Raw genomic sequence first — 23696 nt, forward strand, 5'->3', positions numbered from 1 at the left:
AAGCGCACAATCGGTCACTTTTTTCCGAATCCAAACACACCGAAAATTTAAAGGTAAATAATGACGAAAAATTGTTACATAATCGAGCATCATTTACCCCTACAAGTCAAAGTGACCGGTAATAATTAGACCTGCCGTCTCTATTCATCAGATTAATAAAGCATTCAGATGAGGAAATAATTTTACGATGCTGTCTGACATTAGAAGAATTGCCCTTTTTCGGTGAAAAGTTATTAATTCATTTGAGACCCGCTGCACATTCCGGGTAGGATTTGCGCCTGCCTTTGAGGGAAAAGGTAGAGTTTGCCGGGTCAGATCGCATTTGTTTGTTGAGAGCGAAACGTTTGCCGGTGGGTCGTAAGCGCGGCAATCATGTCTGTAAGCGCTCAAGCGGCGCGCAGCCACTTCGCTTGGCACGGGTGCGACGCAGGACCATGGCATTCGGTTCGCAGTCCAAACCGAACTGATGGGGGTGACCACGCCAGGACTAAACGGAATCTTCAAAGCATTACGGTTTTTTAGGTCTACGAACAATTCAAGACATATCAGTACGCAGCTTTCACAGTGCTTCGTGTTTCCAAACTGAAATTACCAACTTCTTTTTGTCGGGACTTTTTCTCGACATTGGACACAACTCGCCATGTTAAAAAGACGTCAATTTCTAGGTTGCCTCACGGCTTTGAGCGGTAGCTATCTCTTGACCGCATGCGGCGGTTCGAGCGACAGCAGCAATGCAACAGGCGCAACCGTCAACAGCGCATCGAGTGGTAAAGCAGTCGTCAACGCAGCGGTAGCCAGCAACGTGTCACCCGACGCAACGATGATCCCACCGGCTTCGTCGCTTATCGACAAGCAAGGCAGGGTCTGGACCGTTTCCGGTGGCGTCATCTACCGAGATGGCACGGTGGTGGGAAACAACTACAACGTAGCCTTGCTCATGTGGTACGGCGGCATGATGTGGCACACGAATACATCGGGCCAGTGTTACGTCTGGACCGATTCCGCCGGTTGGTTGCAAGCAAGCGACCCGCGCCATGCGAGCGCGGCGACGCCGGGCAACTTCTACGGCATGAACGGCCACTGGGACGACCCTTATACCCCGGCTCAGATCATTTCCATCCTCAAGGGACTTGGCGTCACGACCTTCCGTGTTGGTTGTAGCGATGACCCCAAGCAGCTTGCAGCAGTGACCAAACTGGCGGCCGCATTCCAGGCAGCGGGCATGACGCTGTTCGTGCTGATCAACCAGAGCATGACCGACGCCTACGGCAATGTTTTCACCAGCGAAGACGCTGCCTATAGCCAGGGCCATTGGATCGCATCCACCGTGGCGGGCGCGTTGAAACCGTACGGCGTGACCATGTACGAATGCGGCAATGAATTGACGCGGCAGAACTCCACCATTCTCGACTTCACGCAAGCGGGCACCAAGACGTCCGACTTCAACAATGCGAACTGGCCGGCCATGCGCGGTGTGATGCGCGGCATGATCGATGGCGTGAAGTCCGTTCAGTCGAACGCCAAGTGCGGCATCAACTTCTGCGTGGCTGACTACGCCGCAGCGGATGCGTTGTGGGAAGGCACGCAGCCCGATGGAAGCCGTGGTTATCCGCTGGTACGCTGGGATATCACGACGTGGCACAACTACGAAGTGTATGGCGACATCTTCAATATCGGTTCCGACGGCGCGGGTCCTGGCTTCGATCTGCCCACGTACTGCAAGGCGCGTTATAACGTGCCTTTCATGATCACCGAGTGGAACACGGGTCCAGAGCAATCGGCGGCTTATCGCGCGAATTACATCACGACTCAACTGGGCAATTTCTATAACGCTAGAAAGACGCACAACATTGCATCTGCTATGTATTACGTGCTCGACAGCGGCAACGATACATTCGGCCTGGTGATGAATACCATCCAGCTCACGCCGTATGCCGCGTATGCGAACTTCGCGGGATCTCACCCGGACGTCTAAGCGAAATCAGGCAGTTATTTTGGCCGGGCACATTTAAAATGTGCCCGGCCTTTTTGGTGTCTCTTACAGGCAGGCGGTTATCATGGATGAATTGCGTCGCTTAAACGAACCGTTGCTTCATATGAGGAATACACGTAAGACATTGATCATCACGGTGCTGCTCGCCGAGCTTGCCGTGGGCGCTTATCTCGTGTTCCACAAGGGCGACGAGGCGACGGAGACGCATGTAACGCGGGACGGCTCACAGCAGGAAGAGGTGTCCGACCCCGTTCTCAGCGATACACATGTGACCGCTGGAAGCATAGCGGGCGCACTTACGGCGGCCAGTAGCGCCAATGATATTGCCGTTGTCCCGAAGCAGGCGCCGATCGGAAATGTCGTCTCTGCAGAGCCCGCTCCGCCGCAAGTGGAAAACGCCGTGCAAGCGCCGCAGCCGGCCGCAAAGCTGAACGCCGAACCCGCACCGGCACAAGCCGCGGCGAACACGCAGAATGCTCCGGTTTCGGCGAATCCTCCGGTTACGCAAAGTGCTCCCGAAACGCAGAATGCTTCGGTTCTTGAGAAGCGCCCGGCGCCAGTCGCGCGTGCCGATGCAAGCCGCGACTATTCGCGCAGCCGCAATCCAAGATCGACCACATCGGCAATGACGGATCAGCTCGTCAGGGAATCCGCACAGCTCGATCCCGCGTTGCCACCGCCGAATCCGGCGCTGATGGTGCCTGCTCCTGTTGTGCGTGCCGATCCGTCGCATCGGTCGAACCCGGTCGCGGCCGCAATGACGGACAGTCTGGTCAGGGATTCGGCCCGGCTCGACCCTTCTCTGCCGCCGCCGAAACGTCCTGGCACGCAGTGAGTGTCTCCGGCGATACAACGCGTTTACTGATGCAAAGGCACATCGACACTGCCGAACTGCAACGCGGCGAGCTGCGCATATAGCGGCGAGCTGAGAAGCAGGTCGGCGTGGCGACCCTGGGCAACGATCTGCCCGTGTTCCAACACGACAATGCGGTCCGCCTGCTGCACAGTCGCGAGCCGATGCGCAATGACCAGCGTCGTACGGTTCTGTGCGGCGTTGTCCAGCGCCTGCTGCACGAGCCGTTCGCTTGCGGCATCGAGCGCACTGGTTGCCTCATCGAGCAGCAGGATAGGCGGGTTCTTCAGGATCGCTCGCGCAATCGCAATACGCTGCCGCTGTCCGCCGGACAGGCGCACGCCACGCTCGCCGAGAAAGGTCTCGTAGCCTTGCGGCAACGCTTCTATGAACTCCGCCGCTGCCGCCATTCCGGCCGCGCGCTTGGCTTGTTCGAGGGTGGCATCGGGCGCGCCATAACGGATGTTATCGAGCACGCTGCCCGAAAAGATCACCGATTCTTGCAGCACCACGCCGATTTCCTTGCGCAGCTCGGCGAGCGGCACGTCGCGCGTCGAAACACCATTGATCAGGATGCCGCCGGTCTGTGGATCGTAGAAACGCAGCAGTAACTGGAACAATGTGGTCTTGCCCGCGCCCGAAGGTCCGACCAGCGCAACGTGTTCGCCTGCACGCACGTTCAGCGTAATACCGGAAAGCGCCGCAATGCCAAGGCGGGACGGATACGAGAAGCTAACGTTATCGAAACGAATGCCTTCGCCCTGCGCCGGCAATGCATGGGTCGTGGCAGCCTCCACCACCGGCGAGTGCGACGAAAGCAATTGCAGCAGCCGCTCGGTGGCGCCGGCGGCACGTTGCAGGTCGCCCCAGACCTCGGCGAGCGCGCCCACCGCGCCGGCGGTGAACACCGCATAAAGGATGAACTGCGACAACTGGCCGGCCGTCATGCGCCCGGCCAGCACGGCCTGCGCGCCGAGCCACAGCACGAAGACAATCGCGGTGAACACCAGCACGATCACGACCGCCGTCAACCAAGCCCGCGCCCGGATCCGCGTGAGCGCCGTTTCAAAAGCGAGTTCCACGGCGCCGCCAAAGCGCCGCGCCTCGAACGGCTCTTGCGCGTACGACTGCACGGTCGGCATGGCATTCAGCACTTCGCCCGCCAGCGCGCTCGCGTTGGCAATCTTGTCTTGGCTGGCGCGCGAAAGCCGCCGCACACGCCGCCCGAAAATCAGAATGGGTGCGATCACCACCACCAACGTGCCGATGATGTAACCCGACAGCATGGGACTCGTCACCGCGAGCATCGCCACGCCGCCGGTCAGCAGGAAGAAGTTGCGCAATCCCATGGAAAGGCTGGTTCCGACGACCGTCTGGATCGGCGTGGTGTCGGCCGTGAGCCGCGACAATACTTCCCCGCTCTGCGTGGTCTCGAAGAACTGCGGACTCATGCCGAGCATATGGTCGTACACCGCGCGCCGAAGGTCGGCCGTGACCCGCTCGCCCAGCCACGATACGAGATAAAAACGAGCCGCCGTGGCGCCTGCCAGCACCAGCGACACCACGAACAACGCGAGAAAATATCGATCGATATGCGCACGGTCTCCACCGGCGAAACCCCGGTCGATCAGATATTTGAACGCGACCGGCAACGTCAGCGTGGCACCCGCCGATGTAATCAGTGCGAGGAACGAGAGCGCCCATCGGCCGGCGTAAGGGCGCAGGAAGGGCAATAGCGCGAACAGGGGTTCGACCGCTCGCGAAGGCGGCGCGGCTGCTGGCGACAATGAAGCGTGTGACATGGGATTCCTGGCAAAGCAAAGGTCGCCTGCATTGTGCCAGTGTGGCGAAAATCTTTATTCCGCAGCTGCCGGCAAGCGGAAATGTTCGGCGCGCAACGTCAGGTGAGCGATCACGAACGCCGTGATGGCCGACAGTGCGATGCAAACCACCATCGGTTTTGGCGCGCCGTTCGTGACCAGACCGGAGAGCGCCATGACCACCGCGCCGACCACGAATTGCAACGCGCCCATCAGTGCCGAAGCCGTGCCCGCAATCGCGCCATGATGTTCGAGCGAGAGCACCGCAGACGTTGGCATCACCAGCCCCAGAAATCCGTAGCCGATGAACAAAAACAGCATCATCAGCGGCAGGCTGTCGGCGCCGGCGAGGAACAATACGGCGAGAATCGCCATCGAAATTGCGAAGCCCGAGACCGACACGCGAATCACGCGCGGCAGGCCGTACTTCGCGGTAAGACGCGCGGTGAACTGGCTGACGCCGAAAAATGCGGCTGCGTTGAGCGCGAAGCAAATGCTGAACATGGTCGGCGTCAAACCATAATGATCGATGATCACGAACGACGCGTTCGCCAGATAAACGAAAAACGACGACAAGCCGAACGCGCCAACCAGCGTCAGTCCGAGGAATGAAGGATCCACGAGCAGCTTCCGATAACCCGCGAACGCGCTGCCCCAGGAACTGTCCGCGCGATGATGCGCCTCGCGCGTTTCTTCCAGTTGCGTGGCGGCGAGCACGAACGCAATTCCGCCTGCGACTGTCAGCGCCCAGAACACGCCGCGCCATCCGAACGCCGCGATGATGATGCTGCCCGTCAACGGCGCGAGAATTGGCGATACGCTCACGACCAGCATCAGCAGCGACATCAGGCGCGTGGCGTCGTGTCCCGTGTACAGATCGCGCACGATCGCCCTCGGCACGACCATGCCCGCGCATGCGCCCAGCGCCTGCAATACGCGAAAGCCGATCAGCACATGCACGTCCGGCGCGAACGCGCAGCCCACGCTGCCTGCCGTGAAGATCGCGAGGCCCACGTAGATTGGCAACTTGCGCCCGAACATATCGGCGAGCGGTCCGTAGACGAGCTGGCAGACTCCGAGCGTGACGAAGAACATCATCAAACTCAATTGCACTTCGGCAGGAGTCGCGTGCAGCGCGCCGCCTATGGACGGAAGCGCGGGAAGATACATATCGATGGCAAACGGGCCAACGGCGGTGATGAGGCCCAGCACGATGGCAAGCTGCAGAAAACGTCGATTCATGGGTGACCGGTTGCTCAATGGAAAATCCCGGGGCACTTGCGTGGCCCGGGGTTGATATCTCGATGTATTGACGGCGCGAGCGTTGGCTGACTGCGCCAATCGTCCGCGCAAAGATGCGACGTTACAGTGAAAATCGAATTCGCGCAGGACGGCCGACGAAATCCACTACGTTCGCAGCTTATTGCTGAGCGTGTCTGGCTGCATCTTCAATGACAGCCGCGACCTGCTTCGGACGTGATTCATAAACCGAGTGGCTTGCGCCGGGAATCACAGTCGTGTGGCTGTGCGCACGCGCGTAGTACCAGCGTTCGAGATCCGGATTGATGATCTTGTCCGCGCCGGCGACGATGCCCCAGCTCGGTTTCGTGGTCCACGCGGCGACTTTCATCGGCTGGGAGAACACCTTTGCGGCCGTCAGGATTTGCGAGTGGGATTCAAACTCGGCTTGCTTGAGCGGCAGGTCGGCGGCGAAATCCTTGGGAAAGTCCGCAGGGTTCAAATACGTGTAACCGTCGTCGGTTTTCTTGATCGCGCCCGCTTGCTTCGATGTAAAACTCGGCATGCCCTTGCCCAGATCGCTTTCGTCCTCGCCGACCGCAGGCGCGTGCGCCGCGACATAAACGAGTCCCACCACATTCGGATGCTCGCCCGCTTCGGTGATGATCGAGCCGCCATAACTGTGCGCCACGAGAATGGTCGGACCGCCTTGCAAATCGAGCACGCGCTTGGTGGCGGCGACATCGTCGTCGAGCGAGCTCAACGGTTCCTGCACCATGCTCACGTGATACCCGTCCTTGGTGAGAATGTCGTAGACCGGCTTCCAGCCCGAGCCGTCAACCCAGGCGCCATGAACGAGAACGATGTTTTTGACGGGCACATCCTTGGGCTTCGCATCTTGGGCGAACGCACTTGCCGACATGAACAGGCAGGCCGAGACCGACAACACCGAACCAACGAAAGGCAACAGTTTCATTTAAGACTCCAAAAAATAAATAGAAGGGAAGATTCTTTTACTGACCATCAAGACTGCTTATCAATCTCTGCTGGATGCTTCACTAAAAGCTCGTTTCGTTATCCTGCCGCCATCCTGGCCTTTGCAACGTCATGGCCAACGCTCCCACCCATCATCAGTTCGCGCAGCCGTTCACGGCCGCGCGAAAGACGCGACATCACCGTGCCAACAGGAATGTTCAACGCGAACGCTGCATCGGTGTAGCTCATCTCTTCGAGCCCGACCAGTAACACGACCTGACGCTGCTCGATGGAAAGCATTTGCAACGCGGCATCGAGATCACGCACTTCGAGCCGATGAGTCTGGTTCGCGGCAATGGCAATCGATGAAACCGCAAACCCGGTCTCCGGCACACCGTCGTCATCCACGCTCATGTGCACCGCGTGCATGGACGCATGACGCTGCTGATTCGCGAACAGGTTGTGCATGATCGTGAAGAGCCACGCCCGCAAATCGGTATCGCGTTCAAATTGTTCAAGGCGCTGCAGCGCGCGTTGCAGCGTGTCCTGTACGAGGTCATCGGCGAGATCGTGGTTCCTGATCAGCGCGCGCGAGTAACGGCGCAACCTGGGAACATGGTCCATGAGCTGGTCGCGTACGTCGATGGTGATGCCGTTTTTCGCCGCACATCGGGTGTTCTGCATGATCGTGACCTCGGTCAATAAGCTGAACGGCGCCGAAGACGGGAAGTGGGCTGCGTTCAAGCGAGTGACTAGAATTTAAGGCAAGCGCTGCTGCGCAACCAGCCCTACCAACGGATGCATCGATCACATGAAGCGGTGGCGCTCTAACACCTTCGTATGAGTTGGCCGCTTTTTAACGGACACGAAATTTCCGCCCGACCTTTCGTCCAGGACTAAAATGTCGGCGGGGCTTTTTGCGGCACTTCGCCGCTGTCGGGGGGATGATCTTGATACATGATCCGCGCACGATGACGGGCATGGGCACGGCTGAAACAAAACCGAACGCATCGGTGGTGTATGTCGTCGATGACGACGATTCCATGCGCTTCGCCGTGAGTAATCTGCTGCGCTCGGTCGGCCTTCAGGTCGAAGCGTTTGCGTCGGCTCAGGAATTCCTCGACTGCCCGAAAGCGAGCGTCCCGAGTTGCCTGATTCTCGATGTACGTCTGCGCCAGGAAAGCGGTCTCGCCCTTCAGGACGACATGGCGCGAAGCGGCCTGCGCATTCCGGTTCTATTCATGACGGGTCATGGCGACATCGAAATGTCGGTGCGGGCAATGAAAGCGGGCGCGGTCGATTTCCTGACGAAACCGTTCCGCGACCAGGACATGCTCGACGCCGTTACGAGCGCGCTTGCACGCGATCACGAACGGCTGGCGCACGAGCTGTCAAAAGCCGACGTGACACGCAGCTATGCGTCTTTGACGCCGCGCGAGAAGGAGGTCATGGGGCATGTCGTGGCCGGATTGATGAACAAGCAGATCGCCGCTGAAATGAATCTGAGCGAAATCACCGTCAAGATTCATCGCGGGCAATTGACGAAAAAAATGGGCTCGCGATCGGTTGCCGATCTGGTGCGCAAAGCCGAAGCGCTCGGCATCCGCCCGGATATCGTGCACAAACCAAAATAGCGTGGCGTCAGGCAGCCTGCCCGGCAGCTTTGAAAAGCGGCAACACGAAGCGCAGTTCCGCGCCGCCCTCATCCGGCGAATGCGCCGAAATCCGGCCGCCGTGGTTTTCGATTATCGAGCGGCAAATTGATAACCCCATTCCCATTCCATCGGCTTTGGTAGTGAAGAACGGGCTGAACAGATGTGCCAAGTCTGCGTCGGCGATACCTGTTCCCTGATCCTTTACCGTTGTCATCACGGTGTCGCCGGGAAGCAGGCGCGTCGCGATCGTCAATTGCCTTGGACCGCCATTCTTGCTCGACATTGCCTGAGCGCCATTCATCATGAGGTTGATCAGCACTTGCTGGATCTGCACGCGGTCCGCGCAAACCTGCAGCGACGCCGGATCGAACTGCGTCACAAGCGTTGCGCGATGATTCTGAAGCTCGCGGCGCACGAGTTCTATCGATTCAGTTATCAGCGCATTGAGATCGAGCACGCTCTGGCTCGGGCCGCGTTTCTTCGCCATTTCACGCGTCTGGCGGACGACGTCGCCCGCACGCTTGGCGTCGCGGATCATCTGATCGATCGATTGCGCCGCCTCGCCAAGATCCGGCTGCGGCCGGTTGAGCCAACGCAGCGCGGCGTCACCGCACGTCACAATGGCGGCGATCGGCTGCGTCACCTCATGCGCGATGGATGAGGCAAGCTCTCCCAGCGTGGTCACGCGCGACACATGCGCGAGCTCGGACATGGAGCGCGCCAACGCTTCGTGCGTGCGCTTTGCTTCCGTGACGTCGATCAGCGCGCCCACATACTCTTGCCGTTCATCCGACGAACCGGTTTTGCAAGCGAGCGCATGCGCCACGAAATGAACATGCTTGATGCTGCCGTCCGGCATGCACAGTCTGTGCTCGGCATCGATATCCGGTTCGCCGGCCAACGCGAGCCGCGAGACGTTCTGGACGATCGGCAAATCTTCCGGCAGCGTCCGCGCTTCGATCAACTCCACGGATGGCGTGCAGTCCAGCGGGTAATCGTAGATTCGATACGCCTCTTCCGACCAGCTCATTTCCCCGCGATCCATCCGCATGGCAATGCTGCCGGTCTTGCTCAGACGCTGCGCCTCGGACAACAACGCCTCGCTGCGTTCAAGCGCTTCTTCAGCGCGCTTGCGCTCCTCGATGTCGGTGTTGACGCCATACCATCGCAGCACATTGTCCTGCGCGTCGCGCATGGGTTCCGCGCCAATATGCATCCATCTGTATTCGCCGTTTTGGCGACGCACGCGCGCTGAATATTCGAACGATGTCCCCGTCGCGATCGCGTCGTTCCATGCGCGATCGATACCTTGCAGGTCATTGGGATGAATGATCTCCGACCAGATATCGCGTTGCGCCGACACATCCGGTGTATTGCCGCCGATGTCCGCCGCGAAGACGCCAACTTCCTGCCATCGGCGGTTCACGAATTCGAGCTTGCCGTCGTTCGAAGAGGTCCAGACCATGCCGGGAATGGCATCGATGGCTGCGCGCAGTTCATCTTGCTTACGCTGCAGCTCGGCTTCCATGCGCTTTTGCGCGGTGATGTTGTTGTTCGTCGCGAGCACGGCGCGCGGCCGCCCGAGACGATCGCGCCATAAACGCAAGCGGCTCGATACCACCACATGCGTGCCGTCCTGGCGCGTGCGTTCGGCTTCGCCGTCCCACTGCCCGGTGCTCAGCAGTTGCTGGCGAATCTGCGCAAGGGGAACGGCCATTTGCGTGTGCGTCAGTTCGTGCACGCGCTTGCCGACAGCTTCCTTCGATGTCCACCCATACAGTTCCTCTGCACCGTGATTCCAGAAACTGATGACGTCGTTCATGTCGTACACCACGATTGCATCGTGCGTCATGTCGAGCAGTTGTACCTGCTCGACCAGCCGCGCGGTGCTGGCGAGATTGCGCAACGCCAGCACCGAAACAATTGCAATCGCCAGCAGGCTGACCGCGCAGCGCGCGATGGAAGCGTCGGTGAAATTCGTATCGTGGGAAGACAGGAACGCGCCGATCGTCAGCAGCACCGAACCCCACGCAACAAGTAACGTCGCGATCCGGTTGCCGGTGACCGCGACGAGCATCACGACTACTGCGTAAAGTACGGCGATGGCGATATCGAGCGGCGTGAACGCATCGATCACGAACACGCTCAGTGCGACCAGCGCCGCGAGTCCCCATAACAGCCGTGCGTCGGGACGTTTCAGACCAATGACAGGGACGCGGACATTCATGCTCGACTGGCTTTCCCTTGGAACGTACCGGGTTGGGCGCTCGCGCCGTTGCCGCGAAGCTTCTCGAGGCATTGCGCGACCACGGAGCCATCTACCGGCTTGCTCAGGAAACACATGGCGCCGGCGGCTAGCGCTTGCCGGCTTGCGGCGTCGGAGCGAAACGCGGAGATGAAAATAAACGGCATGGTATAGCCCTTCTCCGCGAGTTTCGTTTGCAGTTCGAGCCCGCTCATGCCGGGCATCTGGACGTCGGAGATGATGCAGCGCGTGTTGGCGACAACGCCCGAGCCGAGGAATAACTCCGCGGACGCATAGAGCCGCGCCTCCCATCCAAGCGAGCGCACCAGGCTGGAGGTTGCGGTCCTTACGGATTCGTCGTCATCGATAATGGAAACAATCAGGTCGCTTGGCAAGACAGTGGATCCTCTGGCCGGTTTGTCGGCTTTAGCAGTCGCCACAGGTTGCGAACCACCGATTGACTCCATCATATTCAGAAAGGCCGCAGCGCACGATCATCTATGAGTATAGGGTCGGCTTTCATAGCGCTTTCATACGACCATTAAGCGGCCGCCATTCCGCGATTTAATTGGAATAGAAAAGGCACGTCCGGTGTTTGCTTGTACGAGACCCAGCGCTACGGGTCAATTGATCAACGGAAACCGAACATGCCGCCACATCTGGTATTCACGCAAGACTCACTGCGTTTTTTCTCGAAACATGCGCAGCAGCTTCGCAAGCAAAGCAGCAACGTCAGCTTGCTTTCGCTCGATCTCGCGATGCTTCTGCTCCTCGCGACTCTTCCGCTCGTGCAATTGTCCACGCGATGCGAAATGACCGCAGTGTTTTTGGTGTGCGGCCCCATGCAGCTTTTGCGCAGCATTCCCTACGACATTCGTGTATTCATTCTCACGCACAGCCGCGTGTCGTTGTCGATCCTGCACCTGACGAGTCAGCCCGACTTGTCAGAATGCCGATGAACGGAGATAAGAAGATGGCTACCAATAATCCGTCCTGCCGCAAAGTACGGCCGAGTTCGGCTCGCGCCGGCAAACAGAATCTGCTTTATGCCGAGGGAATATCGGCGCAAACCGTCGGGTCGAAACATCTGCACATGCAGCTTGCGACGCTGCCGCCAAAGCTTCGCGCGCGTGCACATAAACACGAGGCGCACGAGACAGCAATTTATGTGATTAGCGGCCAGTCCGGCGTGTGGTACGGAGAAAACCTGGAGCATCACGAGACAGTCAGCGCGGGTGAATTTTTCTATATCCCGGCGAACGTCCCGCATGTGCCCTACAACCCGAGCGATACCGAGCCGTGTATCACGGTGATCGCGCGCACGGATCCCAACGATCAGGAAAGCGTGATGCTGTTGCCTGAACTCGATGCCGTGCATCGTTGAGATTACGACGCACGCTTGGTCGCTTTAGCTGACTTCCTCGGTCTGGCGAATGCGCGGCAACATCCGGTCGAACTCGCGCTTGACGATGCCATAACATTCGCACGCGCGCGCTTCGAGCCCGGCACGATCAAGCACCTTGATGCAACCACGGCTGTGATGGATCAGGCCTTCATCGTGCAGCTTTCCTGCCGCTTCCGTCACGCCTTCGCGGCGCACGCCCAGCATGTCGGCGATCATCTGCTGCGTGACTTGCAGCTTGTCCGTCGGCGTGCGGTCGATCTCGATCAGCAACCAGCGGCACAACTGCTTCGAAAGCGAATGATGACGGTTGCACGCCGCGGTCTGCGCGACTTGCGTGAGGAGCGCCTGCATGTACAGCAGCATCAGGCGGCGCAGGAAATCGGAACGGCCAAACTGTTCGCGCAAAGCCGAAGCGCTCATGCGATATGCGAAACCCGGACATTGGACTTGAACGCGGGTTGGCATCGTGTCGCCGCCGGTCAGCACAGGAACGCCCGTCATGCCTTCGCGTCCGATGGCCGCGATTTCCACCGAGCCGCCGTCTTCCATTGTGTGAAGGAGGGAGATGATGGCTGTCGTCGGAAAATACACGTGCTGAATACGTTGCCCCGAATCACAGAGCAACTGTTCCGTACGAAGCTGAACCAGCTCCAGATGCGGCGTAAGCGCTTGCCATTCATGCGCGGGCAGCGCGCCCAACAGATGATTGCCGTGCAGGTCGGACTGAAGGGTCAGCATGATGTTCTTCTCTTGTATTTTCGCGCGGTGCGCCGTTTTTTGTTCTGGCCGGTTTCGCGTTTCGTGATGCATCTGTCGGCATCGATCTAAAACATGAATCCTGGCCAGCCCCGAAGCAGACTCGCCATGTCGACTGTTTCTTTTTGTTTCGACATTAATGAGCGCTGCACCACATACTTAGCGAGGACCATGCCAGGAGCGGTCAAATCCAATGCCAGCATGGGCTTGATCGCGATAGGCAGTAGCGCACATTGGAAGCGTAAGCATTTATGTTTCAGTTCTGAACGAACGGGAACATTGGCGCGTTGATCTGTCGGATTAATTCCGATGAACATTTTGTCTGCCAAATGCTTGACCAGTGGTCATTCGACGGATCGGGAGGGTGTTGAAACCGACATCGTGATGACGCAGAACGTTGATGGACAAGGCGTAGAAAGGGCCTTGCCGAAATTGATGCAAATCTGTTTCATCAATACACCGTGACCAAAGCCAGGCGTGCGTATCCGTTCGACGCGAGGCCGCCAGCACACGGCAACAGCGCTGGAACCCAGGCAGGCGGCGCTCGTGCAGTCAGCCAACGGTCCGCCGCACGGTGATCGAAAAACGTTACGTTATTGTCGCGACGCCTGCCGCGGCCCGGTTGTTCTTAATTCTTCTTCGCCGCCCTGCTACGCCGCTTGGGGCCGAGTTCGATCCAGACCGGCGCGTGATCGCTTGCATGCGGCTGGTCGCGCACCCAGCGGTCCACGCCGGCGGCACGGAGTTTCGGCGCGAGATCCGCACTCAGCAGCAAGTGGTCGATGCGCAGCCCCGAGTTCGTTTTCCAGTGTTCGCGGAAGTAATCCCAGAACGTATAGATGCGCTCATCCGGATGGGTCGAGCGCAGTGCGTCCGTCCAGCCTTGTTCGAGCAGGCGCGCGTAGCATTCGCGGCTTTCGGGCTGCAGCAAGGCGTCCTTCTTCCACGATCGCGTGTTGTAGATGTCTTCATCGGTGGGAATGACATTGAAGTCGCCGGCCAGCACCACCGGATGGCCACTTGCAAACAGCGTCGCCGCGTATTCGATCAGCCGCTCGAACCACGCGAGCTTGTATTCGAACTTCGGTCCCGGCTGCGGATTGCCGTTGGGCAGATAAAGACAGCCGATCAGCATGCCGTCGACCGCTGCTTCTATATAGCGGCTATGCGTGTCGTCCTTGCCGCCCGGCAGGCCGCGGCGGCTTTCGAGCGGATCGGCGCCTTTCGCGAGGATCGCCACGCCGTTCCACGATTGTTGCCCGTGCCAGATCGCGCCATATCCTGCGGCACGAATTTCATCGATGGGAAACGCCGCGTCCTGCGCCTTGAGTTCCTGCAGGCAGGCGACATCCGGCGCCTCGCGTTCCAGCCATTCGAGCAAGGCGGGCAACCGCGACTTGATGCCGTTGATGTTGAAGGTTGCGATCTTCACGCTGGCGTCTCCCGGTATCGAATAACTGTAATTGCACGATCCTACGCAATCTTCAGGCCTCCGGCCGGCGTCCTCCAGATCTTGAGACCCGTCACTGCACGGTCTTTTTTTTCGACGCAATATGACCGGCGTGTTTCCGCAAGCCTTCCGCCGCCAATACGAAAAAGCTTTCGACTCATCTCGATCATCGCCATTCATGGAGCTTACGAGGATGAATAAAACCCTTCTTGCAGCCGCGATCTCCGGCGCCTTCGCTGTCTCGGCGCATGCGCAAAGCAGCGTCACGCTCTACGGTCTTATCGATACGGGACTGGTCTATACGAACAACCAGCAGGGACATAGCAACTGGCAGGAGGTCAGCAGTTCGACGCAGAACACCGTGTTCGGCTTGAAGGGTTCGGAGGATCTCGGCGGCGGCCTGCACGCGGTTTTCAAGCTGGAACAAGGCTTTCTGCTGAATAACGGCGCCCAGGCTTTTTCCGGCGATGGCTTCGGCTCCCAGGCCTGGGTCGGTTTGCAAAGCGACCCTTACGGCACGGTCACGCTGGGTCGCCAGTTCGACGTGATGAACGATCTCGTTGGACCGCTGACGGCTGAATTCAACACATGGGGCGGCAGCATGGCCGCGCATCCGTTCGAAAACGACAACCTCGCCGCAAACTCCGTCGTGATCAACAATACGGTGAAATACACGAGCCCGACGTTCCATGGCGTCACGGTCGAAACCATGTATTCCTTCAGCAACAAGACGAATTTCGGCGATAACCGCTCGTACGGATTCGGCGTCTCGTATGCAGAGGGCCCTGTCAATCTCGCCGCCGGTTATCTGCAGTTGAACAACGCGGGCAATGGCAGCGGCGCGATCACCTCGGGCGACGCCAGTGCGAACTTCATCGCGCAAAGACAGCGCATCTGGTCGCTCGGCGGCAATTACACGTTCGGACCGGCAACGGTGGGACTGGTATGGAGCCACACTCAGATGGACAACACGTCAGGCGTATTCTCGTTCGGCACGGGCACTTATCTGGGCGCCGACGATGCCTCGGCCGGAACGCTCGCCGGATCGCTCAGGCTCGACAACTACGAGGTGAACGCGAAATACGCGCTGACGCCGGCGCTGAGCGTGTCGGGCGCTTATACATATACGCATGGCGCCTACAACGGCGCGGCGCCGGGATGGAACACGGCCATGCTGCAATCGGATTACGCGCTCAGCAAACGCACGGACTTCTATCTTGAAGGGGTGTATCAGAACGTCCACGGCGCGCCGCCGGACTCGGTGCTTTCGCACGCAATGATCAACACGCTTTCGCCTTCATCGACGAATACGCAAGTCGCCGTCACCGTGGGTCTGCGCCATACGTTCTGACGCCCTATGTTCTGAGCTCACACGCTCTGAGGCAGCACGCGCCCGAGGCCTTCGAATTCGAGCGCGGGCATCGGGCGTCCGAGCAAGAATCCTTGCAGCGAATCGCACCCGAGGCGCGTCAGCAGATCCTGCTGCGCGCCGGTTTCAACGCCTTCCGCCACGATCTTCAGGTTCAGCGTCTGCCCGAGCGCGATGATCGCCGCGACGATTGCCGCATCTTCGCCATCGGCGACAAGTTCGCTCACGAACCCGCGATCGATCTTCAGCTCGCTCGCCGGCAGACGCTTCAGATACAGCAGACTCGAATAGCCGGTTCCGAAATCATCGATGGAAATGCGAACGCCGAGCGCTCGCAGGCGTTCGAGAATTTCGAGGCTGGCATCCACATCGCGCATGGCCGTCGATTCGGTGATTTCGAGCGTCAGCGCCTCGCCTGCAAGCTGGTATCGCTCCAGCGCATTTTTTACGGCCGGCACGAGCCGCGTGTTGCTGAACTGCAGCGCCGAGATATTCACGGCCACCGTGAGCGCGGGACGCCCGCTGCGCCGCCATTGCGAAATCTGCCGGCACGCTTCGTCGATAACCCATTCCCCTATCTGTACGATCAGGCCGGTTCGCTCGGCGATCGGGATGAACTTGTCGGGCGAGATCAGGCCGCGTGTTGGATGATTCCAGCGCAGCAACGCTTCCACACCCGTGATCGGTCCGCTCGGCGCGACGAATTTCGGCTGGTAATGCAGCACGAATTGCCGGCGTTTGCGCGCCAGCCGCAGGTCCTGCAAAAGCGCCAGATGATCTTCGGTATGCGTGTTCATTTTGCCATCGAAGAAACACGCCTGGTTTCGGCCGATGGATTTCGCGTGATACATCGCAACGTCCGCGTTCTTGAGCAACGCTTCGACGTCCGCGCCATCGGCCGGAAACAGCGCAATGCCGATGCTCACCGAAACCCGCAAGTCGTGTCCCGAAACACTGAACGGATCGTCGATGGCCGCAACCAGTTTGTCGGCGATGATCGATGCATCGGCGGGTTCGCGCACGTTGGCGATCAGCACGAATTCGTCGCCGCCCACGCGCGCACAGGTGTCCTGCAAGCGGACGTTGGCGCGAATGCGATCGGCCGTCTGCACGAGCAACTGGTCGCCGATGGCGTGGCCGAACGTGTCGTTCACGCTTTTGAATCCATCGAGGTCGAGGAACATCACCGCGAAGCATTGCTCAGCAGGACCGGCGGAATCGATCGCCAGTTTCAGGCGCTCTTCCAGCAGGACACGGTTCGGCAGCTTGGTCAGGTTGTCGTGCAGGACGAGATAGGAAAGCTCTTCATTCGCTTCTTCCAGCGACGCCGAAAGCGCCGCGGTCTGCATTTCCAGTCTTGAGTCGAGCACGGACGTGATCAGCACGACCGCCAGCACAGCAATGGTCACCACGATGATCGGCAGCGCGAGCGTGTCGTTGTGCAATCCGCTGTTCGCGGCGCCGCAGATCGAGCCAAGCGGAAAGCGTGCCGCGGCCATGCCGGTGTAGTGCATCGAAATGACGGCGAGTCCCATCACGAGCGCGGCGCCTACCCGGTAACTGCGCACGTGCGAGCTGTAGGCGCGCAGACGGAACGCGATCCAGAGCGCCGCGCCCGCAGCCAAGACGGCGATAGCAATGGATGCCACGACCAACGCCCATATATAGGCAATGCCCGGCTGCATTTGCAGCGCGGCCATGCCGGTGTAATGCATCGCGGCAATGCCGCAGCCGAGCAGGAGCGCGCCCAGGACGAGGTGCCGCGCCGGGAGATTCTCGCGGCTGGCGATCCAGAGCGCGAGCAGGGACGACGCAATCGCAATCAGCAGCGACAGCACTGTCAGCCCGAAGTCGAAGCCGAGCTTGATCGGCAGATGAAATGCGAGCATGCCGACGAAGTGCATCGACCAGACGCCGAGGCCCATCGCGAGCGCGCCGCCGCATAACCACCAGCGGGCAGCGACACGCTGGGCGCTCGTGATCCGGCCAACCAGGTCGAGCGCCGTGTACGACGCCAGAACGGCGACCAGAAAAGAAAACAGCACCAGCAGGCTGTCGAAACTTCCCACTAACATGAAATGCTCCGATCGACGATATACGAAACCCGACACGAAAAGTCAGGTGCGCGTTCGTTTTAACGTCTTTAGAAGCGCGGACTTTATGGCGATTTACATCCGCCGCCGCATATTTGTTATTTTCCAGCTTCTGTCCATGGCGTTCAGTCACGCGTACCCGCGCTTCCAGTGCATTGCGTGGCTTACACAGCGCTGGCGTACTTCATCTCGATGGCTTTCACCAACGCATGCAGCACGCGGTTAGCGGGCGTTGCAATCCCGTGCTTCTCCCCCAGACGCACGATCAACCCGTTCAAATGATCGATCTCGGTTGGCTTCGAACGCGCCACGTCCTGCGCTGTCGATGAATATTGCGTCGGCATCTTTTCCGCGATCATGCGCACGGACGCGTCCACATCGCCGGGAATCTCGATGTTTTCCGCCTTCGCGACCGCCAGGCATTCGCCGACGATGTCGTGCATGCACGCCTCTACGTTCGCGCTCTCCGCGAGGCGTCCATACGGCAGTTGCGTGATCGCCGAAAGCGCGTTGTATGCGCAGTTCAGGATCAGTTTGGCCCAGAGCGCGCCACGCACATTGAAAGATATTTCGGTGGGGATTTGCGAGTCGATCAGCACGCGGGCGACCGCTTCGCTTTGACTCGATGGTTCGATCACCAGGTCACCGCGCCCGTGATGCCGCACGTGGCCAGGGCCTTCCATGCCGGCCGCCACGTAGACCACGGCCGCAGCCACTTCCTGCGATACGACCTTGCGCACGCGGTCGGCGTTATCGACGCCATTTTGCAGGACCAGCACCAGCGCGTCTGCCGCGAGATGCAGTTTCAGTTCGGCGGCGGCGCTTTCGGTATCGGTGGATTTCACGCAGAACAGCACGAGCGATGCGCCTTCGACCGCGCCCGGCTGTGTGCTTGCGGCCACGCGAACGTGTTCGTCGAACGTGAGGGTCTGCATGCGCAGGCCGTCGCGCTCGATTGCATCGACGTGATTCGGACGGCCGATCAGCGTCACTTCATGTCCCGCGCGCGCCAGCATGCCACCGTAATAACAGCCGACTGCGCCTGCACCCATCACTGCTGCTTTCATTGTCGTAAGCCGCCTGGTCGAAGTTGATCAGCGATTTTCCCATAGTTGCACTATCGCGATACAACCCGAATTGCTAAGGCGACGCCGATGCGCTCGCCGGATCGATGGTCGGCGCAAGTTGCGAAAGCGGCGCGGCGTAGCCTTCGTCGCGGACATCGCCGGGCTCGGAGGGCGGCTGCAAGATCGGCGGTTGCTGAGGTGTGGGCGCGGCAGTCACGACTGGCGACGGGGCTGTCCGATGCGGCGGATTGCGTTTCACCGGCGCGGCTTTGGGCGCGGCTTCGTGCGTGGGCTTTGACGAAGCAAACACGCGTTGATACCAGTCGCGCAAGCGGTTGCGTATCGACTCGAAGAAGCTGGTTTGCGGTTCCATCACAAAACGCTCGCGCGGATCGATCATCCGCAATTTCAGAGAGCGCTGGAAAAAGTCGCCGACGATAGGCAACGCACTATGCGCGCCCTGCCCCCAGTAGTCGCTGCGAAGCGTCACGCGGCTGTCGTTGAAACCGACCCACGCGCCCGCCACGAGTTGCGGGTGCATCAGGATGAACCAGCCGTCGGCGTTGTCCTGCGTCGTGCCGGTCTTGCCCGCAACGTCCGCACGAATCCCGAACCTGTTCCGGATGGCCGTGCCCGTGCCGCGGTTCACGACATCACGCATCACATCGAGCAACGCGTGATCCGCTGCCGGCGACAGCACTTGCTCGGGTTTAGTCGGTGCGAATTGCGCGAGCACTTCGCCCTTCCGGTCTTCAATACGCGTGACCAGCGCCGGCTCGATGCGGGCTCCGCCATTGGCAATCGTGCCGTAGGACGAGACCATTTCCTTGAGCGTCACCGGACTCGTGCCGAGCGCAAGCGATGGCACGGCGTCGAGCGGGCTGTCGCGCACGCCCATCGCTCGCGCGAGCCGTGCGACCTTGTTCGGCCCCACGTTCTCGACGAGTTGCGCGGTGATGCGGTTGCGTGAATACGCGAGACCGTCGCGCAAGGTCATCGGCCGGTTGCTGGGCGGAACGTCGTCGTCCGGACGCCAGATCTCGCCACCGGCAAGCGGAATCTCGACGGTTTGATCCACGAGGGTATCGTCCGGTTTCGAGCCTTGCGCGAAGGCCGCGCCGTACACGAAGGGCTTGAACGTGGAACCCGGCTGGCGGCGCGCCTGCTGGACGTGATCGAACGGATCGGTGCTGAAATCGCGGCTCCCGACCCACGCCTTGACCTGTCCATTGCGCGGATCGATGGCAAGGAACGCCGCCTGCACGCGCGTTTTGTTATCGCACAACGCCTGCATGAAAGTGCGGTCGGCGTAGAGATGCTTGATGACGTCGGCATCGTTTTGTCCTGCATCTTTCGCCGCGCGATATTGCGGCGTCTCGCGCACGAACGCGCGAACCACGTCCGCATTCCCGCCATTGCAGCCGCTGCGCGCGCCCCACGCGGCGTTGGCGATCGGCTGAAGCTGATTGCCTTGCCAGATGACCGCTTGCGTTGCCATGGCTTGCAGGCGTGAATCGATTGTCGTGCGCACGACCAGTCCATCGGAGTAAATGTTGTAGTCGTTGCTATCCGCCCAGTCGATCAGCCACTTGCGCAACTGCTGCGCGAAATGCGGCGCGCGCCCGGGCGCTTCGACCTGACGCTCGAAGTCGATACGCAACGGCCGGCGCCGGAGCGTTTCATAAGTCGCTGGCTTGAGATGCCCGAACCTGACCATCTGCGCGAGCACCGTATTGCGGCGCTCTATCGCGCGCTCCGGGTTGATCACCGGGTTGTAGTAGCTATTGCCCTTGAGCATGCCAATCAGCGTGGCGCTTTCGAGTACATCGAGCTGGTCCGCGGATTTATCGAAGTAAGTACGCGCCGCCATCTCTATGCCGTACGCGTTGTACAGAAACGGCACCGTATTCAGATACGTTTCGAGGATCTCGCTCTTGGTGTAGAGCGCTTCGATCTTGAACGCCGTGATCGCTTCCTTGAGCTTGCGCGTGAGCGTCTGCGAGCGGCCGATTTCATCGGGATAAAGATTGCGCGCGAGTTGCTGCGTGATCGTCGAGCCGCCCTGACGGCCGCCCGAAAAAGTATGCAGCGCGGCCGCGCCCGTGCGACGCCAGTCGAGGCCGTGATGCGAATAAAAGCGGTGATCTTCGGTCGCGATAAGCGCGTCGATCACATTCGGCGAGATGTTCGCGAGATGCACCCATTCGCGATTGGTCGGGCGGAACTCGGCGAGAAGCTTGCCATCGGCGGAATAGATTTGCGCGGGTTGCTCGATCTTGGCCTTACGAAGATCGCCAATGCCCGGCGTGAAGGGAATCAGCAACAGCACGTAAAGAAGCACGAGCGCGGGAATGGCTACGATCGTGCGGATCACGCCGCGGCGAGTGGGATGCCGTAATCGCGCGATGAAAACTTCGGCGTGCGGCTTGATCCAGATGCCCAGCCTTGCACCGATATGTCGAACCACAGAGAGGTCTGAACGCTTCACACTGGCTTACCAACTGCTGACGAAGGCTGAATGCTATCAAACTGCCGACGCCTTGCCGCCTGAGCCACGCGTGCGGTAATCGGATTAGCATAGGCCTGCGTTCAAAAATGGAGACAAACGCAATGAGCCAATATCACTCGATGTCCTGCCCATGCTGCGCAATCGAACAACGCGGTCTTGATCGACGAGGTTTCATCAGGCTGGCGGGAGGCGCCGCCGCGGCGCTGGCGCTCATGCCGCTTTCGGCTCACGCGCAGGATCAGACGGTCCCGAGCATTGCTTTCGATTCCATTCCAAACCCTGTGCATCTTCCGCGCGATGTTTATTTCGGCGAGTGTTCCGGCGTCGCGCTGAATTCGCACGGCCACATCTTCGTGCTGTCGCGCGGCAATACGACCGGACCCGCTTACGCCGCAGCGGCCGCGCAACTGCTCGAATTCGCGCCGAACGGAAAGTTCATCCGCGAGATCGGCCATAACCTTTACGCGTGGTCGTTCGCCCATAGCGTGAAGGTCGACCGGCAAGACAACATCTGGGTCACCGACAAAGGCTCGGACATGGTCATCAAGTTCACGCCGGATGGCCGTGTTGCGATGGTGTTCGGGCGCAAGCAGGAAGCCGCCGATGAAGAGACCGGGCCGCTCAAGCATCCGAATCCGCCGTTGCCGTCGGAGCCGGGCCGCTTCCGCCAGGTCACCGATGTCGCCTGGGACGACGCCGGCAACACCTATATCAGCGATGGCTACATCAACTCTCGCGTGGCGAAGGTGGATCGCGACGGCAACTGGTTGAAGTCGTGGGGTGAACGCGGCACGGGCCCGGGCCAGTTCCACACGCCGCACAGCATTGCGCTCGATGCCGAAGGCCACGTGTACGTGGCAGACCGGAGCAATCGCCGGATTCAGGTTTTCGATGGCGAAGGCAATTTCCAGCGGCAATTCACCATCGATGTTCCCGTGCCGCCCGGCGCTCGCGCGGCGATTGGCTATGCGCCGGATGAAGCGGCCATTGCCGCGGGAACGTTTGCGCCGGGGTCGCCGTGGGCGATCTGTATATCGCCGGGACCGAATCAGGTTTTATATAGCGCGGACGCGTTCCCGGGCCGCATCTACAAGATGACGCTCGATGGAAAGTTGCTAGGTGTGCTCGGCGAATCGGGCAAACAGCTCAAGCAGTTTGGATGGATTCACCAGATGGCGTGCCCGTCGGAGAACACGCTTTTTGTGGCCGAGCTGCTTAACTGGCGCGTGCAGAAACTGGTTTTGCATGCTTGAGCGGCTGAGTTGTGATCAGGTCACGGCGTTAGCCCGCTTGATCTGATCAGTAGGCGCCGAAGATCCGGTCGAGCGCGGACAAGATGGGTTCGCGCTGATCCGAAAGAGAATCAATCCGCCTGCCGAGTGCGCTTAACGGAACGGCACTCATTGCAGGTGTGTCGAGGAAATAGCTCTCACCGCTGATCTCGAAGACAGGCAGCAAATCAGAAGGCCTGCCGGAAAACCCGAGATGCGAAGTGGGTCGAAGCGGAATCACGATACGTGTAGGCAAGATTCCGACGTGTGTGCTTTGCACGTCGAGCAGGTACGGCGCGAGACGGCGGGTTGCATCGTCGGGATTGTCATGCAAGTCGAAGCGTGCCATCAGAACGTTCTGTGCTTCGCAAGCGGAAGCCCGTCGCGGTCAACCATTGCAGTGTACGCAGCGACTAGATCGGCATTCTCGTTTGCCCAGCGGCGAGCTTCCGTCTCCTGAATTTCTTCACGCACTCCGCGCTCGCTGGCGCGCGAAAGGTTTATCCCGAGCTCCTTGGCTCGATCCAGGATTTCGGGTGGCAACGTGACATTCGTTGATTTGCGCGGCCGAACTTCCAGTGCTTTGCCCATGTGCATCTCTATGTTGGAAAGTATGTGCATTATAGTCCACATATGTTGCTCGTGCGGATTGCATGACTCGTGCGCAAAACGGTATGGCAATGCAAGAACCTGCCAGGTGACGTGATCCAGGGCATTAATTTGCACCACGGTTTGCATCGGCCAAAACGTGATTACCTCGCACATACCAACGCCCCTCCACTCCCTCTTGGTAACAAAACGCAATGTTCCGGTAACCAGATTCGGGTCATCGATTGATACGATCTGGAAATGCGGATAGCCATGCCGACGGCCTTTCGCATGCTCCAAGTAATTACTTCGTAATGCGTATCGTATTGATTACGTAAGCAACGCATCGGGTGATAACCACGCCTGAGGCCATCACCAAGCCGCAACGAATCGAAGTCCGTAATCTCG

Annotated in this window: 21 protein-coding genes; 7 read left to right on the forward strand and 14 right to left on the reverse strand. The window is 59.7% G+C overall.

What is annotated here, in order from left to right; translation table 11 throughout:
- The first annotated feature begins 640 nt into the window (after nucleotides 1-640).
- The gene (locus ASG35_RS16790) at nucleotides 641-1975 is read left to right on the forward strand and encodes a cellulase family glycosylhydrolase (RefSeq protein ID WP_056359597.1); all 1335 of its coding nucleotides are present in this window, start codon (nucleotides 641-643) and stop codon (nucleotides 1973-1975) included.
- Between the two features lie 121 nt (nucleotides 1976-2096).
- The gene (locus tag ASG35_RS16795) at nucleotides 2097-2828 is read left to right on the forward strand and encodes a hypothetical protein (protein WP_156393205.1); all 732 of its coding nucleotides are present in this window, start codon (nucleotides 2097-2099) and stop codon (nucleotides 2826-2828) included.
- A 23-nt stretch (nucleotides 2829-2851) separates the two neighbouring features.
- Here the strand turns inward: ASG35_RS16795 and ASG35_RS16800 are convergent, their stop codons facing one another.
- The 4 genes from ASG35_RS16800 to ASG35_RS16815 form a co-directional block, all read right to left on the reverse strand.
- On the reverse strand, nucleotides 2852-4648 hold the full coding sequence (locus ASG35_RS16800) for an ABC transporter transmembrane domain-containing protein (RefSeq protein WP_056359606.1): 1797 nt from the start codon (nucleotides 4646-4648) through the stop codon (nucleotides 2852-2854).
- A gap of 54 nt (nucleotides 4649-4702) precedes the next feature.
- Nucleotides 4703-5908 (reverse strand): multidrug effflux MFS transporter, encoded by a 1206-nt coding sequence (locus ASG35_RS16805; RefSeq protein ID WP_056359608.1) that lies wholly within the window; start codon nucleotides 5906-5908, stop codon nucleotides 4703-4705.
- Nucleotides 5909-6086: 178 nt separating this feature from the next.
- Nucleotides 6087-6881 carry an alpha/beta hydrolase gene (locus ASG35_RS16810; protein ID WP_056359612.1) on the reverse strand — a complete coding sequence of 265 codons (795 nt, stop codon included), beginning with the start codon at nucleotides 6879-6881 and terminating at the stop codon, nucleotides 6087-6089.
- 98 nt (nucleotides 6882-6979) lie between these two features.
- On the reverse strand, nucleotides 6980-7525 hold the full coding sequence (locus ASG35_RS16815; RefSeq protein ID WP_056360810.1) for an RNA polymerase sigma factor: 546 nt from the start codon (nucleotides 7523-7525) through the stop codon (nucleotides 6980-6982).
- A 335-nt stretch (nucleotides 7526-7860) separates the two neighbouring features.
- Here ASG35_RS16815 and ASG35_RS16820 point away from each other — a divergent pair, with 335 nt between their 5' ends.
- Nucleotides 7861-8514 carry a response regulator transcription factor gene (locus tag ASG35_RS16820; protein WP_056360813.1) on the forward strand — a complete coding sequence of 218 codons (654 nt, stop codon included), beginning with the start codon at nucleotides 7861-7863 and terminating at the stop codon, nucleotides 8512-8514.
- A 7-nt stretch (nucleotides 8515-8521) separates the two neighbouring features.
- On the opposite strand, the gene ASG35_RS16825 is transcribed toward ASG35_RS16820, so the two are convergent.
- Together ASG35_RS16825 and ASG35_RS16830 are read right to left on the reverse strand one after the other, a co-directional pair.
- Entirely contained in the window at nucleotides 8522-10762 is a 2241-nt protein-coding gene (locus ASG35_RS16825; RefSeq protein WP_056359615.1) for a PAS domain-containing sensor histidine kinase, read from the reverse strand.
- Nucleotides 10759-11175, reverse strand: a complete 417-nt coding sequence (locus ASG35_RS16830) for a response regulator transcription factor (RefSeq protein ID WP_056359619.1) — start codon at nucleotides 11173-11175, stop codon at nucleotides 10759-10761. Before ASG35_RS16830 ends, ASG35_RS16825 begins: the two co-directional genes overlap by 4 nt.
- 252 nt (nucleotides 11176-11427) lie before the next feature.
- On the opposite strand from ASG35_RS16830, the gene ASG35_RS16835 reads away from it, so the two are divergent.
- Together ASG35_RS16835 and ASG35_RS16840 are read left to right on the forward strand one after the other, a co-directional pair.
- Nucleotides 11428-11739 (forward strand): hypothetical protein, encoded by a 312-nt coding sequence (locus ASG35_RS16835; RefSeq protein WP_056359622.1) that lies wholly within the window; start codon nucleotides 11428-11430, stop codon nucleotides 11737-11739.
- Between the two features lie 14 nt (nucleotides 11740-11753).
- Nucleotides 11754-12164 carry a cupin domain-containing protein gene (locus ASG35_RS16840; RefSeq protein ID WP_056360816.1) on the forward strand — a complete coding sequence of 137 codons (411 nt, stop codon included), beginning with the start codon at nucleotides 11754-11756 and terminating at the stop codon, nucleotides 12162-12164.
- Nucleotides 12165-12188: 24 nt separating this feature from the next.
- Here the strand turns inward: ASG35_RS16840 and ASG35_RS16845 are convergent, their stop codons facing one another.
- From ASG35_RS16845 to ASG35_RS16850, 3 genes are all read right to left on the reverse strand, one after another.
- A complete protein-coding gene (locus ASG35_RS16845) occupies nucleotides 12189-12923 on the reverse strand; it encodes a Crp/Fnr family transcriptional regulator (RefSeq protein WP_056359623.1) in 735 nt (244 codons plus the stop codon).
- An 86-nt stretch (nucleotides 12924-13009) separates the two neighbouring features.
- Nucleotides 13010-13258: a hypothetical protein gene (locus tag ASG35_RS31415; RefSeq protein ID WP_156393206.1), complete on the reverse strand. Its 249-nt coding sequence runs from the start codon at nucleotides 13256-13258 to the stop codon at nucleotides 13010-13012.
- A 311-nt stretch (nucleotides 13259-13569) separates the two neighbouring features.
- Complete coding sequence (locus ASG35_RS16850; RefSeq protein ID WP_056359626.1) at nucleotides 13570-14373, reverse strand: exodeoxyribonuclease III; 804 nt, start codon at nucleotides 14371-14373, stop codon at nucleotides 13570-13572.
- Nucleotides 14374-14584: 211 nt separating this feature from the next.
- Between ASG35_RS16850 and ASG35_RS16855 the strand changes: the two genes are divergently transcribed.
- Entirely contained in the window at nucleotides 14585-15742 is a 1158-nt protein-coding gene (locus tag ASG35_RS16855; protein ID WP_056360820.1) for a porin, read from the forward strand.
- Between the two features lie 17 nt (nucleotides 15743-15759).
- Here the strand turns inward: ASG35_RS16855 and ASG35_RS16860 are convergent, their stop codons facing one another.
- The 3 genes from ASG35_RS16860 to ASG35_RS16870 form a co-directional block, all read right to left on the reverse strand.
- Nucleotides 15760-17835 carry a putative bifunctional diguanylate cyclase/phosphodiesterase gene (locus ASG35_RS16860; RefSeq protein WP_056359630.1) on the reverse strand — a complete coding sequence of 692 codons (2076 nt, stop codon included), beginning with the start codon at nucleotides 17833-17835 and terminating at the stop codon, nucleotides 15760-15762.
- A 182-nt stretch (nucleotides 17836-18017) separates the two neighbouring features.
- Nucleotides 18018-18920 carry a ketopantoate reductase family protein gene (locus ASG35_RS16865; protein ID WP_056359634.1) on the reverse strand — a complete coding sequence of 301 codons (903 nt, stop codon included), beginning with the start codon at nucleotides 18918-18920 and terminating at the stop codon, nucleotides 18018-18020.
- 73 nt (nucleotides 18921-18993) lie between these two features.
- Nucleotides 18994-21375 carry a penicillin-binding protein 1A gene (locus ASG35_RS16870; protein ID WP_056360823.1) on the reverse strand — a complete coding sequence of 794 codons (2382 nt, stop codon included), beginning with the start codon at nucleotides 21373-21375 and terminating at the stop codon, nucleotides 18994-18996.
- A 155-nt stretch (nucleotides 21376-21530) separates the two neighbouring features.
- Here ASG35_RS16870 and ASG35_RS16875 point away from each other — a divergent pair, with 155 nt between their 5' ends.
- A complete protein-coding gene (locus ASG35_RS16875) occupies nucleotides 21531-22682 on the forward strand; it encodes a peptidyl-alpha-hydroxyglycine alpha-amidating lyase family protein (protein ID WP_056359637.1) in 1152 nt (383 codons plus the stop codon).
- Nucleotides 22683-22728: 46 nt separating this feature from the next.
- On the opposite strand, the gene ASG35_RS16880 is transcribed toward ASG35_RS16875, so the two are convergent.
- Nucleotides 22729-23049, reverse strand: a complete 321-nt coding sequence (locus tag ASG35_RS16880; RefSeq protein ID WP_056359640.1) for a CcdB family protein — start codon at nucleotides 23047-23049, stop codon at nucleotides 22729-22731.
- On the reverse strand, nucleotides 23049-23588 hold the full coding sequence (locus ASG35_RS32140) for a type II toxin-antitoxin system CcdA family antitoxin (RefSeq protein ID WP_235527573.1): 540 nt from the start codon (nucleotides 23586-23588) through the stop codon (nucleotides 23049-23051). Before ASG35_RS32140 ends, ASG35_RS16880 begins: the two co-directional genes overlap by 1 nt.
- Nucleotides 23589-23696 lie beyond the last annotated feature (108 nt).

Source organism: Burkholderia sp. Leaf177 (assembly GCF_001424345.1).
GTDB lineage: Bacteria > Pseudomonadota > Gammaproteobacteria > Burkholderiales > Burkholderiaceae > Caballeronia.

What these genes read in the sequence shown, in the direction of transcription:
- ASG35_RS16820 (WP_056360813.1), top strand. Translation starts at nt 7,861, where the DNA reads ATGGGCACGGCTGAAACAAAACCGAACGCATCGGTGGTGTATGTCGTC.
- ASG35_RS16855 (WP_056360820.1), top strand. Translation starts at nt 14,585, where the DNA reads ATGAATAAAACCCTTCTTGCAGCCGCGATCTCCGGCGCCTTCGCTGTC.
- ASG35_RS16810 (WP_056359612.1), bottom strand. Translation starts at nt 6,881, where the DNA reads ATGAAACTGTTGCCTTTCGTTGGTTCGGTGTTGTCGGTCTCGGCCTGC.
- ASG35_RS16795 (WP_156393205.1), top strand. Translation starts at nt 2,097, where the DNA reads ATGAGGAATACACGTAAGACATTGATCATCACGGTGCTGCTCGCCGAG.
- ASG35_RS16800 (WP_056359606.1), bottom strand. Translation starts at nt 4,648, where the DNA reads ATGTCACACGCTTCATTGTCGCCAGCAGCCGCGCCGCCTTCGCGAGCG.
- ASG35_RS16840 (WP_056360816.1), top strand. Translation starts at nt 11,754, where the DNA reads ATGGCTACCAATAATCCGTCCTGCCGCAAAGTACGGCCGAGTTCGGCT.
- ASG35_RS31415 (WP_156393206.1), bottom strand. Translation starts at nt 13,258, where the DNA reads ATGTTCATCGGAATTAATCCGACAGATCAACGCGCCAATGTTCCCGTT.
- ASG35_RS16860 (WP_056359630.1), bottom strand. Translation starts at nt 17,835, where the DNA reads ATGTTAGTGGGAAGTTTCGACAGCCTGCTGGTGCTGTTTTCTTTTCTG.
- ASG35_RS16865 (WP_056359634.1), bottom strand. Translation starts at nt 18,920, where the DNA reads ATGAAAGCAGCAGTGATGGGTGCAGGCGCAGTCGGCTGTTATTACGGT.
- ASG35_RS16875 (WP_056359637.1), top strand. Translation starts at nt 21,531, where the DNA reads ATGAGCCAATATCACTCGATGTCCTGCCCATGCTGCGCAATCGAACAA.
- ASG35_RS16825 (WP_056359615.1), bottom strand. Translation starts at nt 10,762, where the DNA reads ATGAATGTCCGCGTCCCTGTCATTGGTCTGAAACGTCCCGACGCACGG.
- ASG35_RS16835 (WP_056359622.1), top strand. Translation starts at nt 11,428, where the DNA reads ATGCCGCCACATCTGGTATTCACGCAAGACTCACTGCGTTTTTTCTCG.
- ASG35_RS16805 (WP_056359608.1), bottom strand. Translation starts at nt 5,908, where the DNA reads ATGAATCGACGTTTTCTGCAGCTTGCCATCGTGCTGGGCCTCATCACC.
- ASG35_RS16880 (WP_056359640.1), bottom strand. Translation starts at nt 23,049, where the DNA reads ATGGCACGCTTCGACTTGCATGACAATCCCGACGATGCAACCCGCCGT.
- ASG35_RS16790 (WP_056359597.1), top strand. Translation starts at nt 641, where the DNA reads ATGTTAAAAAGACGTCAATTTCTAGGTTGCCTCACGGCTTTGAGCGGT.
- ASG35_RS16845 (WP_056359623.1), bottom strand. Translation starts at nt 12,923, where the DNA reads ATGCTGACCCTTCAGTCCGACCTGCACGGCAATCATCTGTTGGGCGCG.